This window comes from Micromonospora arborensis (genome assembly GCF_003205615.1).
Taxonomy (GTDB): domain Bacteria; phylum Actinomycetota; class Actinomycetes; order Mycobacteriales; family Micromonosporaceae; genus Micromonospora; species Micromonospora arborensis.
Genome location: NZ_PYBV01000005.1, coordinates 1 through 14,149 on the forward strand (window position 1 = coordinate 1; position 14,149 = coordinate 14,149).

Annotated in this window: 11 protein-coding genes; 6 read left to right on the top strand and 5 right to left on the bottom strand. The window is 67.1% G+C overall.

Annotation, left to right across the window (positions count from 1 at the left end):
• Positions 1-215 precede the first annotated feature (215 nt).
• Positions 216-908 (top strand): zinc-ribbon domain-containing protein, encoded by a 693-nt coding sequence (locus tag C7C45_RS35770; protein ID WP_110562116.1) that lies wholly within the window; start codon positions 216-218, stop codon positions 906-908.
• Positions 909-976: 68 nt separating this feature from the next.
• On the opposite strand, the gene C7C45_RS03115 is transcribed toward C7C45_RS35770, so the two are convergent.
• Both C7C45_RS03115 and zwf read right to left on the bottom strand, forming a co-directional pair.
• Positions 977-1,774, bottom strand: a complete 798-nt coding sequence (locus C7C45_RS03115) for a hypothetical protein (RefSeq protein WP_110562117.1) — start codon at positions 1,772-1,774, stop codon at positions 977-979.
• A 248-nt stretch (positions 1,775-2,022) separates the two neighbouring features.
• On the bottom strand, positions 2,023-3,516 hold the full coding sequence (gene zwf, locus C7C45_RS03120; protein ID WP_110562118.1) for a glucose-6-phosphate dehydrogenase: 1,494 nt from the start codon (positions 3,514-3,516) through the stop codon (positions 2,023-2,025).
• Positions 3,517-4,325: 809 nt separating this feature from the next.
• On the opposite strand from zwf, the gene C7C45_RS03125 reads away from it, so the two are divergent.
• Positions 4,326-5,039, top strand: coding sequence for a hypothetical protein (locus C7C45_RS03125; RefSeq protein ID WP_110562119.1), 714 nt, complete (start codon positions 4,326-4,328; stop codon positions 5,037-5,039).
• Between the two features lie 195 nt (positions 5,040-5,234).
• On the top strand, positions 5,235-6,104 hold the full coding sequence (locus C7C45_RS33480; RefSeq protein WP_146247242.1) for a hypothetical protein: 870 nt from the start codon (positions 5,235-5,237) through the stop codon (positions 6,102-6,104).
• A gap of 74 nt (positions 6,105-6,178) precedes the next feature.
• Here the strand turns inward: C7C45_RS33480 and C7C45_RS03135 are convergent, their stop codons facing one another.
• Positions 6,179-7,267 (bottom strand): MFS transporter, encoded by a 1,089-nt coding sequence (locus C7C45_RS03135; protein WP_146247243.1) that lies wholly within the window; start codon positions 7,265-7,267, stop codon positions 6,179-6,181.
• 360 nt (positions 7,268-7,627) lie between these two features.
• On the opposite strand from C7C45_RS03135, the gene C7C45_RS03140 reads away from it, so the two are divergent.
• Positions 7,628-11,536, top strand: a complete 3,909-nt coding sequence (locus tag C7C45_RS03140; protein ID WP_146247244.1) for a phosphodiester glycosidase family protein — start codon at positions 7,628-7,630, stop codon at positions 11,534-11,536.
• A 150-nt stretch (positions 11,537-11,686) separates the two neighbouring features.
• Here C7C45_RS03140 and C7C45_RS03145 read toward each other — a convergent pair whose 3' ends face one another.
• Both C7C45_RS03145 and C7C45_RS03150 read right to left on the bottom strand, forming a co-directional pair.
• Positions 11,687-12,292 (bottom strand): hypothetical protein, encoded by a 606-nt coding sequence (locus C7C45_RS03145; RefSeq protein WP_146247245.1) that lies wholly within the window; start codon positions 12,290-12,292, stop codon positions 11,687-11,689.
• Between the two features lie 168 nt (positions 12,293-12,460).
• The gene (locus C7C45_RS03150; RefSeq protein ID WP_146247246.1) at positions 12,461-12,895 is read right to left on the bottom strand and encodes a hypothetical protein; all 435 of its coding nucleotides are present in this window, start codon (positions 12,893-12,895) and stop codon (positions 12,461-12,463) included.
• Positions 12,896-13,262: 367 nt separating this feature from the next.
• Between C7C45_RS03150 and C7C45_RS03155 the strand changes: the two genes are divergently transcribed.
• Together C7C45_RS03155 and C7C45_RS03160 are read left to right on the top strand one after the other, a co-directional pair.
• Entirely contained in the window at positions 13,263-13,637 is a 375-nt protein-coding gene (locus C7C45_RS03155) for a DUF4259 domain-containing protein (protein ID WP_110562125.1), read from the top strand.
• Between the two features lie 64 nt (positions 13,638-13,701).
• On the top strand, positions 13,702-14,127 hold the full coding sequence (locus tag C7C45_RS03160; protein WP_244200218.1) for an NUDIX domain-containing protein: 426 nt from the start codon (positions 13,702-13,704) through the stop codon (positions 14,125-14,127).
• Positions 14,128-14,149: the final 22 nt, after the last annotated feature.

Genomic DNA, 14,149 nt, shown 5'->3' on the forward strand with positions numbered 1-14,149 from the left:
GCCGGACAATCTTTCAGAAAGGGCCACCCCCAACGGGGTGGCCCTTTCTGCTTATCGGTTGATCGACTCGGGTTCCCGAAAACCGCGGTGTCCGGGGTCGTTCGCGAACGCTCACGTGACTTCGTACGCTCACCTCGGCCACCGGCGCCTGCTCGGCCGGATCCTCCCAGCGCAGAAAAAACTCGACGATCTCCGGGTACGCGTCGCCGACCCGGTTGCTGCCCAGCGAGAGCCTGGCCATCCTGTTTCCTGAGCTTGCGAGCGAACTGGTAGAGAACCTGACGCGTCCGGAGATGAGCGCGCAGTGGCTGCTTCCCGGGTCGGCGGACCGGTGCGTCTGGCAGTGCAGGACCTGCCAGCACGTCTGGCGTACCCCAGTGGCCGACCGGGCCCAGCGCAACACCGGCTTCCCGCCGTGCTCACGGCGGGAAAGCTCCTACCGGGCTCGTCTGAGCCGTACCGAACTCCGGGTCCGTGACGTCGCTCCCGAACTTTTCACCCAGGCCGTGCGCATCCTCGACGTCGACAAGACCCGCGACATCAAGCTGCTCGACCTGGCTCGGGGGTCGACCGTCCGAGTGCTCTGGCGATGCCCGGACTGTGCGCACGAGTGGGTGGCGCCAGTTGTCACCCGTACCTCCGGGCGGGGCTGCCAGCCGTGCGGCATCCGCCGGCGCACCGCCTCTCGCCAGCAGCCTTCGCCCGGTGGATCGCTGGCCGACCTGCATCCCGAGATCGCGGGCACCTTCCTGGCGAACCTGGACCACCCCGATCGAGGGCCTGATCGGCTCCGCCCGGGATCCCACGACCGCTGCCGGTGGCACTGCCCCTGTGTGGGTCGAAGGAGTGGGAAACGACGGTCTCAGCCCGAATCCAGCGGCAGGGCTGCGGAGGGTGCCGCGGCCTGAGGATCGGCAGGCCCGGCAGGCGGGGCGTCATCGCCAACAAGGACGAGGGACCGCAGTTCGATGTCCTTCTACTGTTCTGACGGCTCGCACGGGTCCGGGGCGTGCCGATGCAACAGGCGAGCGGCGGTGGCGCCGAGCAGCGTCAGCAGGTACGTCGCGCCGCATGATGCGCTGGCCGGTACGGCGAGTTGCACGGCTTCGTCGACCAGGTCCGCCTCACCGAGGCTCTGGATTACGGCGAACAGGCCGCAGGCCAGCAGGATGACCTGCACCACGACGATGTGGAACCATGCGCGCCGGATCGGCTCCCGGTCCACGAGCCAGGTGTAGACGACTGCGCAGACTGCGGCGGCGACACCCCACGCTGTGCCGGTCACGACTCGCGCCGCCGGGGTTTCGGGCAGGTCCATCAGGCCGGCGATGAGCAGCGCCAGCGGCATCCGGAACGACAGGCCGGACAGGAACGACTCTTGCAGGTCGGCCGAGCGCCGGCCAGCCGACGGTTCCATTGCCCGCTTGAACGCGCCGACGAGCGAAAGCCCAACGCTGATTCCCGTGCCAGCCAGCGCACTCAGCAGGCTGGACAGCAGGACGTCGCGCGCGCTCAGGTCGGCGAGACCGAGCGCCAGGACGAGCAGTTTGACCCCGACAACCACGACGTACACGATCGGCAGGCCGAGCACGAAGGCGAGGATTGCCGTGAAGGTGGCCTCGCCCGTGTGCTCGTCAAGCAGTGCCCACAGCAGCACGCCGATGCCGTACACCACGGCCAAGCCCACTTCGCCTTGCCCGCCCAATGCCTCGCCGACGAACCAGCCGAGCGCGCCCGGCACGGCGACGGCGAGCGCGCCCAGCACGAGCAGCATGTCCTCAGTGTGCGGCCGCCCGTCTAGCCGCGGGTTCAACCCTGGTTCGGGTTAAAGCCATTCGTCGATTGCGACGACGTTGAAGTCTGGCTCGGTGGCCCGACGATCTTAAGAGGCCCCTTGTATGAGCAGTCCTGCTTCCGAGTTGCGCTGAGCCACGGTGGGCGGCGAACGCCTCCAGGATCGCGCGAACCGCCCTCCTCGCAGCGATCGGGCGCAGCACCGTGGTCACACTCGTTGTGGCAGGTTCACGCGGAGTTGCGCCACTTGCGGCCGTGCCGGCCGATGAGCCGGTCGGCGTCGGTCGGGCCCCAGGAGGCGGCCTCGTAGGTGGGGATCGGCGAGTTGTCCTTCCCCCAGTTCTCGATGATCGGGTCGACGATCCGCCAGCACTGCTGCACCTCGTCGCTGCGGATGAACAGCGACGCGTCACCGATCAGCGAGTCCAGGAGCAGACGCTCGTACGCCTCCGGAGACTCCTCGACGAACGTCTGGTCGTAGGAGAACTCCATCGTGGCGGTGCGGACCCGGAAGGAGTGGCCCGGCACTTTGGCACCGAAGCGCAGCGAGATGCCCTCGTTCGGCTGGATCCGCAGGATCAGCGCGTCAGCATCGAGGCCGGTGAGCTGGTCGGTCGGGATCGGCAGGTGCGGCGGCCGCTGGAACTGTAGCGCCACCTCGGTGAGCCGGGCCGGCAGGCGCTTGCCGGTGCGTACGTAGAACGGCACCCCGGCCCAGCGCCAGTTGTCCACGTTGAGCCGCATAGCGGCGTAGGTCTCGGTCCGCGACAGGGGGTCGACGCCGGTCTCCTCGCGGTAGCCGGCCATCAGCTCCTCGCGGGTGCCACCCCGGGTGTACTGTCCCCGGACCGCGGCCTCGGCGATGTCCCGGTCGGTGGGGAGCCGGATCGCCTGCAGCAGCTTCACCTTCTCGTTGCGCAGGCCCTCAGCCTCGAATGAGGCCGGTGGCTCCATCAGTGCCAGCGCGAGGACCTGGAGTACGTGGTTCTGCACGATGTCCCGCATCGCGCCAGCTTCCTCGTAGAAGCCGCCGCGGCTGCCGACGCCGAGGGTCTCGGCGACGGTGATCTGCACGTGGTCAACCCAGGAGCGATCCCAGATGGGCTGGAAGATCGAGTTCGCGAAGCGCAGCGCCAGCACGTTCTGGACGGTGTCCTTGCCCAGATAGTGATCGATACGAAAGACCTGGTGCTCGTCGAACGCGCTGTGCACGACGCCGTCGAGCTCGCGGGCCGTGACCAGGTCGCGCCCGTACGGCTTCTCGATGACCAGGCGGGAGAAGGAGCCTTCGCGTGGTTGGTTGAGCCCGACACCGGCCAGTCCGTTGATCACCGGCTCGAAGGCCCCGGCCGGGGTGGCCAGGTAGAAGAGCCGGTTGCCGGACGTGCCCCGCTGTGCGTCCAGCTCGTCGAGGGTCTCCACGAGCCGCTTGTAGGTCTCCGGGTCGTCGTAGCCGCCGGCCACGTACCGCACGCCGCCCTGGAGCTGGCGCTTGCTGGCGAGGGTGCGTTCGCCGAGGGCGCTCTCGGCGAACTGTTCGTCGGTCATCGATGTGCGCGCAACGCCGACCAGCGCGAACTGGTCCGGGAGCCGCTCGTGCCGAGCCAGGCTCTCGACTGCGGGCAGCAGCTTACGCCGGGTCAAGTCACCGGAGGCACCGAAGATCACCAGCGTGGCCGGCGGGGCACTCCGCTCCTGGATGAGCTGGGATGCGTGGTCCATGGTCTGCGTTCCTCCGGGCACAAGGGGTGTGGGGTTGGGGGTGAGGTGCTGTCAGGCAAGGAATTGTGCGGCTATGGCGGTAGTGTCCGGGGGCCACGCGGCGTGGCCCGTTGGTCGCGGAGCTTGAGCGTCGCATGCCGGGCGGACGGGTGGGCGACTCGATGACGATTCGGTGCGGTCCGTCGGCGTACGAGGTGGTGGTGCGAACGATCGTGGCTGGGCAGCAAACCAGCGAAGTGGTCGCCCTTCCGAAGGGCTCAACCGATCGTGTCGCGGCCATACCGCTGACCACCAGTGATTCGTGCTCCGGGGTGTTTGACCTCCCAGTACGGGTCGACATGGTCAGGCGCGGCTGCTCCCGAGATGGCAGACGCCGGCCGGCGTTTCGGGGTCGCCTGACGCCACGCCGGTAGGTGTGCCGACGGTCGATGTGAAGCGTTGCGGGCGAGCTCGCTGGAGTCCGCTCCGGTTCCGTCATCTGGGACACCGGTCCCACGGGCAACGTCCTGAGTGGACCCTTCAGGCTGGAGACCCCTTCGGCGAACCCGAAGAGGTCAAACCCCCACCTCTGGTGGAGAAGGCGGGAGACGGTGCCTACCCGTCGACCACGTTCAAGCTGGGATCGGCATGACAGCGCCGCCTGTGCCAGCCCTGTCGTGCTGCGGGTGCTCCGCAGGTAGCGAGGTGCGCTTCTGCGTGGCCCAGCACCGATCTGCCCGCAGTGCCACTTCACCTTCGTCTCGCGTTGCCCGAGCCCACTGGTCCGTATCTACCTTGACCATTGCGAACGGCCCTGAGAGCCTGACCGGATGTACTTCCGCGCCGACGACAAGGGGAACCCGGATTTTACGCGTCCGCTGAGCCAGCTAGAGCACGTTGAGGCTTACTGGGACAGCGCCGACGATGATCCGACCTCACTCGCAGATCTTTACCTGAATTTTCACGACTTTGATCGGATCGAGTTCCTACTGTTCAAAGACCGGCTGAGCGCTGCAATACTCATCGCCCGCTCAGCCGGAAAGGCCATCTCGCGACTGCAGGATAGGTTTGAGCAAGAACGGCAAGATGGATCGCATCGCGTGCCGGGGTGGGAGGCCGAGTCCGACCTCGTCCTTGAGGAATCGCTCGGTGTCGTTCAGGATGCACAAGGCATTGCGGTTGGCGCCGCAATACTGAGTGCCGTCGCCGCACTGGAACTCTTGCTCAAGGAGTTGTCGGCGAGTACTGGCAAGCGGCGTGGGCTCGATCAATCCCTCAGGGACTTGCTGGCCCAACAAAACGCCTCCTCAGATGAGACGAAACGCATCATCGAGATGGTCTCGAGGGTGCGGAGGCGTCGGAACGCTTTCGCGCATTCCCTGACGGGATCATATTGGGATGCGCCGACCGCAGAAGACATGTTCACCCCGGAGTCCATGGAGGATACGCTGTTCACGGTCGCCAAGATAGCTGTCGCGCTGGAAGCCCTGATTGACGCAACGAGGCAGGCAGCGACCGGTCCGGGTGCTGTGCAACAGCCATGATGCCGTCGAAACCACCGATCATGGCGTGCTCCGTCCTGTCGTGGCGACTTCGCCGACTGCTTGGGTAAACAGGGCGTCACGGCGCGTGATGGAAGAATGACAGCGACCGGCGGGGTCATGCCGTACGACATTTCGGTCAGTCGGGAGGACGTCTGTGCGGGCGTTGTCTGCCGACAGGCCCGGTAATCTGCGGGAATGGGCAACCGGCAGAGGCAGCAGTACCTCGGAGATCTGGGCGAAGCCGAGGTCTACAGGGAACTCCTTCATCTGGGCGCAAGCATCAACTACCTAACCCAGTCAGATAGCGGCTGGGATCTACATTTGCACCTACCTTCTGAGCCGGTCGATGTCGTTCGTTCGCCACTCAAAACGTGGACGTTGGATGGCCGCGTGGCTCACGTGCAGGTAAAGAAGAAGACGTCAAGGGCCGCGCCGAAGTTGGATCCAGAGACGGCGCGTGGATGGGTAACGGGAACGCGATCCGGTGTGCCGACTTTTCTCTTCGTGGTAGACGAAGAGGGCGATTTCGAGTACGCAACACCGAAAAGTCTTTCAGAGTGGATCGGGCAAGCGTCAACGCCGCCGCAAGATGGCAAAGTGGGCACGAGTAGGCTGAGGACGTATTCGTACGCCCGTCCCAAGTTCGGCAGGGTGCTGCACCTGTGGTCACATTACCCCAACGCATTATTGGGCCTAAGTAAGCTGGACTCCGCCCTCCATGCGGAGGGTGACACAGATTCCACGGACATCCTCGAGATCGTCGCGGACGTCGCTGTTGGCTGGCTTGCCTTTGCCGGGTTGACGTATGCCGACGAGGGCGCCCAGGGCTGGGAGCGGGCGATCCGTACTTTCACCGGGACCGTCGACGAGCTAGGCCTAAGCGAAGGGTGGGCGCGGCGGGAGTTGCTGCGCAGCGCTGTCGAACGGCGCCAGAACTATGACAACGATCCGGGCCTGTCTGTCGCCACTTACTCGCTGCAGTCGGACGCGCAGAACTGCCTCGATGACGCACTTCAGATGCTACGCATGGCGTTCAGGGTTATTGGCACCGACTCTCGAAGGTAGTTTGCAAGGTTGGGATGCCCTGTTCGTCGAGGCATACTCCTGTGTCTACTATCGACAGTTTGCCGAGCGCTCCGCTATCCGCGCAGGCGGCTCGCGATCCGGTCGGCCTCATCGGCGTCCAGGGGGTAGGGGCTGCCGTGCAGGATTGGGCCGGTGACAACGGCGGGGCCGGTGACCGACGGCGAGCCATGCTCGGTGGCGAGCAGGCTTGCTGCGGGGTTGGGCTGCCCTGGTTGGGCCCGGCCAGGCCTGTCCTCGGCGTGCCACAAGGTCAGGTCGGTGCCGAGCCTGGTGGATCGGATGTTCTCCGAGCCGAGCAGTCGGGCCACCTCCCGCACGAGATCCATCCCGACGAAGGGTGTCGTCACCCGCTGGACGCCGCCGACGGTCACCAGCAGCAGCTCGGCCGTCTTGCCACGTTCCTGTGCTATTCCGGCATCTGCTATTCCGGCATCACTTGGCCCTCCTGTCGACGCGGTCGCGGTCTGACTGGACGGGGCCTGAGGCTGAGCCGGCCGGGACGCACGCTGTATCAGCACGACGATCCCGCTCACCACGGTGGCCAGCATCGCCACCGCCCCAAAGGGCACGGCCAGCAGGAAAGGCCACCGCCAACCGACCGCTCGTCCCACAAGCACCCCCGCCACGGGCCCGAGGCCCAGCGCCAGCAGCACCACACCGGCGACGAGGGGCGTGACCCACCCGCGTCGTGCCCCCATCTGCGTCACCAGTATGGCCGTGACGCCCCACGCCAAACCGGCCCCGAATCCCGTCACCGCGCGGCCGAGTAGCAGCAAGGCGTCCCCCGGGGCCAGCGAGGTCAGCAGCGACCCGGTAACCAGTAGCGCGATCGCGGACAACGCGACGGCAGTCGGCCACCGCCGACCGGCGAGAGCGCCGACCGCACCCGCCAGTACCGCCGGCAGCAGGTAAGCGACGAAGATCCAGAGGACTGCCGAGGTCGGCAGGTGCATGTCCCGCTGCATCGCAACCCATTGCGGCCCGACGGTGACGGCGAGCAAGAAGGCGCCTAGCGACGCAGCGAGTGTCGGCCCGATCAGCAGCCAGACTGGGCGGAGAATGTGCGACTGATCAGCGGGCACGACGGAGCGCGAACCGTACGGGGAAACCTGGTTGGCGGTGCTGGGGGAGGGCGCGGTCACGCCGGCGAATATACCGGGCCCGCGGCTCTGTGAAGCGTCCGAGCGAGGGCACTGTCTCGCATTCGGTGCCGACGGAGGGCTTCGACCGCCCCGGGTTGCGGCCGGGTAGCGATATGGCCCTTGTGGCCGATCCAACCTTCCAGGCCACCGATCAACATCCACGTCCGTCGCACGCAGGCCAACGAACTCGACCCGAAGGCGGTTCGCCTACCGCCGTTTGCAGTACTGAGAGGTTCATTGGCTGGTCGGGGCCGATTCATCTCAGATTCGGTCAAGATCATTAGCGTCGGCTCGATCCCCGGACCGAGCGGGGGCGTAGCGCGGCCTCGTCGCCCGCTGTCTTCTGAGTTGAGGATCCACGTGAGATCTAGAATCTTGAACGTAAGGCGGGTCACGCCGCTTGTCGGCGTGCTCGCCACGGCCGTCACGCTGGTGGCGTTCCCGGCCATGGCGAGCGCCGATCCTGGCCAGCCGGACGCACCCGTCACCGGCGGACTCCAACTGATCAACACGAATGAGAAGATCGGTCCGGGAATCGGTCTTCAGCACGTGAAGGCGTTGGACCAGAGCGGTTGGTACGACGCGCAGTATCTGACGGTGGACCTGTCGAACAGCGCGGTCAGCACCGACCTGCTGACCTCCGGCCCGGTCGCATCCGGCGGCCCGCTCAGCGTCTCGGCCAACAAGGCCGGCGCCGTGGCCGGCGTCAACGGCGAGTTCTTCGACATCGGCAACAGCAACGCCGCGCTCGGCGGTGAGATTCAAAACGGCCAACTGGTCAAGACGGCGGACATCGGCGGGCGGCAGCACGTCGGAGTCAGCAAGGACGGCATCGCCCAACTCGTCGACCTCGCAGTCGACTCGAACGCGAACTTCGCCGACGCCGACCACAAGGTCCTGTCGATCAACGCTGCCAACGGCGGCGGAGTACCCGCCAACGGCATGGTCGCCTACACCACAGCGTGGGGAACTTACAGCCGCAACCGGGGTTTCGCCGGGGTCGACGCCAGCCAGATCGCCGAGGTTCTCGTCTCCGGTGACAAGGTCGTCTCCGTCGCTCCGACCGGGCCGGCCGGCTCGGGCGCGATCCCGGACGACAGCTTCGTGCTCGTCGGCCGCGACGCCGCGGCGACCGCGCTGCGCGCGCTTCAGCCGGGCGACCCGGTCACGCTGAAGTACTCGCTGTCCAACGACGTCGCCAAGACGATGAAGTTCGCGCTCGGCGAGGGCGGAACGATCGTGTCCGGCGGCAAGGTCGTCGGCGGCCTGGACACCTCGATCGCGCCGCGCACCGCCCTCGGCTTCAAGGACGGCGGCCGCACCCTCGTACTCGCCACCTGGGACGGCCCGGGCGGCACCGGTAAGGGCGGCGTCGGCATCGACAAGGAGGCACGCGACCTAGCCACTCTGGGTGTGGAGACAGCGGTCAACCTCGACGGTGGCGGCTCCACCACGATGGTTGCCCGCGCGCTGGGTGGGAACGACGCGACGGTGCGCAACACGCCGTCCGACGGCCACGAGCGCAACGATCCGAACGGCGTCGGCGTGTTCGTCACCCCGGGCGACGGCAAGCTCCACCAGCTCCTGATCAACCCGGCCCCGGGAGGCGCGTCCAGCGACGCAGGCGTGAAGGTCTTCCCAGGGCTGCACCGCGCACTGCTCGCCCAGGGCGTCGACAACCACGAGACGCCCGTCGCGGTGAAACCACAGTCGATTCGCTGGGACGCCGATGGCGCGTCGGTGCAGTCCGGCATGCTGCAGGCCTCGTCGCGAGACCACGGCACGGTCAAGGTCACCGCCACCGTCGGCCGCGAGCGCGCCACGACCAAGGTCGACGTGCTCGGCAAGCTCGACAGCGTGGAGCTGTCGGCCGGCCGCCTGTCCATCGCCGACGTTACGTCCGACGGCACGGCCACGGTGAGCGTCACCGGTCGCGACGACCAGGGCTACACCGCCCCGATCGACCCGACCGACCTCAAGCTGGACTACGACCACAGCGTCATCGACGTCCGGCCCACGGCCGGTAAACTGCAGATCATCCCGCTGAAGGCCGCCGGCACGATCCTGACCATCTCCGTCGGGGGCAAGTCGGTGCAGCTGCCGATCACGATCGGCGTGCAAAACGTGTCGGTGTACGACTTCAACGACGACGTGCTCGCCCGCTGGCAGAACAACAGCACCGCGGCGACCACGTTCGCCAAGGACCCTGACGGCCTACGGATCGACTTCGCTGCTATGCGCAACGTCGGCATGGCCTCGACCTCCACCGCCAACCGGGTGACGGTGCCGGGTCAGCCGCTGCGCGTACGGGTACGGATCAAGTCGAGCATCGCGGTGCCGAGCGGGCTCACCTACCTCGGCTACACCGACGCCAACGGCAAGGGCACGGGCGTCTACGGAACAGCACTGGTGGCCAGCGACGACTGGCAGTACGCCACGTTCACCCTGCCGGCCAACACCGTGTTCCCGATCGCGATCTCGGGCTTCCAAGGGATCAACACCAGCGTGCCCCAGCAGCACGCGGGCACGTTCATCCTCAACCGCATCGAGGCCGACATCCCGACCTCGATCGACCTGCCGGCGCAGCCGGACCTGCAGCCAGACCGGCTCGTGTCGACCGACGGCTCGTCGCTGCACGGCGCGGGCACCTGGACCTTCGCCTCGTTGTCGGACGTGCAGTTCACCGCGGACAACCCGGGCCTGGCCCAGGTCGCGACGGCCGCCCTGCAGCGGATCCGTCAGACCAGGCCGGACCTGGTGCTCCTCAACGGCGACATCACCGACCGAGGCCTGCCGCAGGATCTCGCGCTGGCCCGGCAGGTACTGACCGACGCGGGATGCGACCTGATCCCGGTCGGCCAGGAGCCGGCCGAAAACAGCACTCCGAATCCGAACACCGGCAAGGTGCCCTGCTACTACGTCCCGGGCAACCACGAGTCCTACGGGCTCAACAACACCCAGTCGGACCTGTCCAACTTCAAGGCCGAGTTCGGGCAGCCGTACCGGACGTTCGACCACAAGGGCACCCGGTTCATTCTGCTGGCCAGCTCGCTGGGCACGCTGCGCGGCACCGCCTGGGAGCAGCTGCCGATGATGCAGCAGGCGCTCAACGACGCCAAGCGTGACCCGTCGGTACACAACGTTGTCGTGTCCGCCCACCACCCGGTGGACGATCCGGCCGAGACGAAGTCCAGCCAGCTCGGCGATCGCGACGAGGTGGCGCTCATCGAGAAGCTGCTCACGGACTTCCGCGACGAGAGCGGCAAGGGCGTGACCATGTTCGGTTCGCACGCCCAGATCGCCAACGTCCACCGCGTCGAAGGTGTCCCGTACGTCGTGCTGCCCTCGTCGGGCAAGGACCCGTACGGCACGCCGGATCGGGGCGGCTTCAACGGCTGGGTGAACTGGTCGGTGGACAGCCGCCGCAACGCGAGCCAGCAGTGGTTGCAGGCGGACGTGCGGGCCTTCGCGCAGTCGATCACGCTGGACGCGCCGGAGACGCTCGACCTGAACAAGACCGCGCAGCTCGGCGGCAGCATCGTCCAGCCTGAGGGGGTGTCCGCCGGCTCGCGCGTCGTGCCGCTGCGATACCCGATGTCCGTGCACTGGAGCGGATCGTCGAGCCTGGCGATCGGCAGCGGTACCGAGGCCGTCGCCGCTGCCCGCCACGAGGGCAAGGTCGCGATCCTCGACCCGCAGACGCGGACGCTGACGGCACTGCGCCGTGGTTCGGTGACGGTCTCGGTGACGAACGACTCGATGCGGCAGTACACCGATGCCGCCTCGCTCGCACCGGTCAGCACCGCGAAAACCATCCAGGTCGGACCGCCGGCGCCGACCGGGCCGAAGTTCTCCGCCGAGGCCCCCGTGTTCACCACACAGCCGGTGGGCACGATCGGTCAGGTGCAGAAGGTTACCGTCACCAACACCGGCGACAAGGCGTTGCGGATCTCCTCGATCGACGTTAAGAGCCTGGAAGCGCGAGACGCGTTGCGCGCCGACCGTGACCGGGACGTATTCCGGGTCGACCGTGACCAGTGCTCGGGCCGCACGATCGCCCCGGGGGGCACCTGTGTCGTGTCGGTGCGCTTCACACCGGTGCGGCCGGACGTGACCTCGACGGCGTCACTGGTCTTCCAGACGAACACCGCCGCGCGCCGCGACACGGTGACGCTGACCGCAACCAGCGCCAAGCTCCAGTGGAGTTGGGGTGCTGGAGACGGCCCGGCGCAGTACCCGAACCAGACCGGCTTGGCCTGGGCCGAGTAGTTCCTTAGCAGGCCGGGAAGACGGTCTGCAGGCCGGCATCGTGGCTGGGGGTGGGTGGTACGCGCCCACCCCCAGCCACGATCGGTGTCCGCCCTCCAGATAGAGGGGGCTGGACCATGCGTGCTCCGGACAGCCAGTTGACCATGGCCATTAGCCGTAGGCAATTCCAGCGTGATCGAGTAGACGACACATATCGTGGAAACCTTCCGCGCAGGCATCGACGACAGCACCATGCCGGCCGGAGGTCTTCGCGTACTGCAACAGGAAGTACGGATCGACGAGATCGGGGGCATAGATGTTGGCCTCGACGACCTCGCCGCTTGCCGGATTATCGAACTGGCAGTGCTCTCCGTGCGCGTACAGGTACCAGGTCGCGCCGTGATATCGCACCGACTCCGGGGGGTCCGCGTCGACGTCGCCTACCGATGACGAACCAGCCTCCATCTGCTCGATGAGCGCGGCTGCTACCCGGCGGAACTCGGCGACAAGGTTCTCCAGAGCTGGGCGTACGGTGGCGGCCTCCGAGTCGCTGACGAGCCGCAGCACAGTGAGGATCGGCCCCTGGCGTCCCGCGGAGGCAAAGACGGCCATGTCGGGCTGGAGCGCAACCCGTAACGCTTGCGCAGTGGCCGTGGCAGCCGGCATCGTGACGGTCTCGTCGAGGACGACGACCAGACCTTGACCGCGGGCGACCCGCCGACGAAGGTCGGCGGGGTCCGGTGCTCCTGCGGCAAGCGCACCGGCCCCTGATTCCATACGGGATGCTAACTCGAACGCATTCGCCAATCGGCCTGGCCGAGCGCACTCACCTCGTGGATAGGCCGGGGTGTTCAACGGTGGCGGCATACGGGTGGTGTGTGGAGGTCGTCGAGCTCGGTGACGGTCAGGTCAGCGACCAGGCGGTCAGCCGCTGGCCGATCCCGCTCAGTCCTCTGCTGCCGGCGTAGCTTCCGACTCGGACTGATCGGTTTCCCGGCTCGCAAGTGCGAAGCGGTGGGTGAACTCGACGCTCTTGTCCAGGTGCAGGGCGGTGACTGGCGCATCCTCCACCGGCGGTGTCTCGGTGCCGACCGAATATCGCGTACGCACCAGTTCGTCGTACGGGCCCTGCTCGTCTATCTCGGCGAGGATGAACGGTGTGCCGGGAGCCCACCTCCCGGAGGCTGTCCAGGTGTACCGCAGTTCGACCTCTCCGTCGCGGGGGCAATCCCAGGTGAGTTGGCTTACGGCCGCACTGCCGGTGTTGGCAACCGCTGTCCAGCCGGTGCCGTCACGCCGAAGACAGAGCCAGCTCGATTCCATCGAACCGTAGTCGTACGGACTGCTGTCCCAGAATCCCACGAGGTTCTCGTCCCGCATGCAGAGCATGATCGCAGAAGCGAGACGACGGAGTTCCCGACGCGGATCTCTCGCCTGCGCGCCGATCGACCCAGCACTGGTTCGGCGTGCCCACGGTTCGGGCGGTGCGACAGCGCGCCGGCGCCGCGCCCATTATCCGTCGAGCGAGCCATAGGTGTGTCGCGTGGTGGGCGCGTACCGAATCGTCCTGGCCACGGTTGCCACTCGTTCGTCCACCGCGACCCCGAGCACCGCGACCCCCCGCCTGACGAGCCGTCCGCCAGCACGGCGATCTGGTGATCGCCCCAGGTCCCACTCCGCCGCTGCCACAGGTCGTACCAGCCTGGTTCAATCCTCAGGACAAGCGGGCCCGACAGGCGGAGGACCAATGGGAAACTGGGGGAACGGCAACTTCGACAGCGACACCGCGGCCGACCATCTGGGAACCGTGACCGACCGACTCATCGCCGAAGTCGCCGAGGCGATGTCCGGCGATCCCGTCGAGATCGAGCCCGACGAGTACTGGGGCGTCGCCGTGCCCTGCAACCTCGAGTTGCTCCACCTCATTGCACAACAGAACTACGTCGGGGTCAGCCTGCCCGACCCGGACACCCTCGCCGGTTGGAAAGCCAAGTTCCTGACTGTCTGGGACGAGGCCATCGACGACCTGGAGCCCACGCCTGACCACAAGGAACAACGGCGCGCCCACCTCGTCCGAACCTTCGACCAGCTCGCCGAACTGGCCAAGGCCGAACAGGCGTAACGCTCCGGGCGTCTTCCGGGAGGATCGCATTCGCCGGCCAGACGGCTCGACGGGCATCTACGGGGTGGTGGAGAAGCCGGACTTCGCGCTGGTCCTGCCCCGCTGGGCTGAGGGCTTTTGGCTGGTCGAGCAGTTCCGCTACCCAGTTGGCCGGCGGGCCTGGGAGTTCCCTCAGGGCAGTTGGGGACACGGGGTCACCGGCGGCGCCTCCGCGCTGGCTCGTCAGGAGTTGGCCGAGGAGACCGGATTGCGTGCGGAGACGGTCACCCATCTGGGGCACCTGTACGAGGCGTACGGCTTTTCCACCCAGGGCTTCGACGTCTACCTGGCCACCGGGTTGACCGAGGGAGAGCCGGACCGCGAGGCGACCGAGCAGGACATGGTGCACCGGCCGCTCACCGACGCGCAGGTCCGTGCCATGGTGTTGGCCGGCGAAATCGTCGATGCGCCGTCGCTGGCTGCGCTGACCCTCTACACAATCTCTCGTTGACCCCGCCGCTCGGGCGTTCTGG

Excerpts from the sequence above, each read along its gene's own strand:
- C7C45_RS03150 (WP_146247246.1), bottom strand. The coding sequence starts at position 12,895 with ATGCGGGACGAGAACCTCGTGGGATTCTGGGACAGCAGTCCGTACGAC.
- C7C45_RS03115 (WP_110562117.1), bottom strand. The coding sequence starts at position 1,774 with ATGCTGCTCGTGCTGGGCGCGCTCGCCGTCGCCGTGCCGGGCGCGCTC.
- zwf (WP_110562118.1), bottom strand. The coding sequence starts at position 3,516 with ATGGACCACGCATCCCAGCTCATCCAGGAGCGGAGTGCCCCGCCGGCC.
- C7C45_RS03145 (WP_146247245.1), bottom strand. The coding sequence starts at position 12,292 with ATGGAATCAGGGGCCGGTGCGCTTGCCGCAGGAGCACCGGACCCCGCC.
- C7C45_RS03155 (WP_110562125.1), top strand. The coding sequence starts at position 13,263 with ATGGGAAACTGGGGGAACGGCAACTTCGACAGCGACACCGCGGCCGAC.
- C7C45_RS03125 (WP_110562119.1), top strand. The coding sequence starts at position 4,326 with ATGTACTTCCGCGCCGACGACAAGGGGAACCCGGATTTTACGCGTCCG.
- C7C45_RS33480 (WP_146247242.1), top strand. The coding sequence starts at position 5,235 with ATGGGCAACCGGCAGAGGCAGCAGTACCTCGGAGATCTGGGCGAAGCC.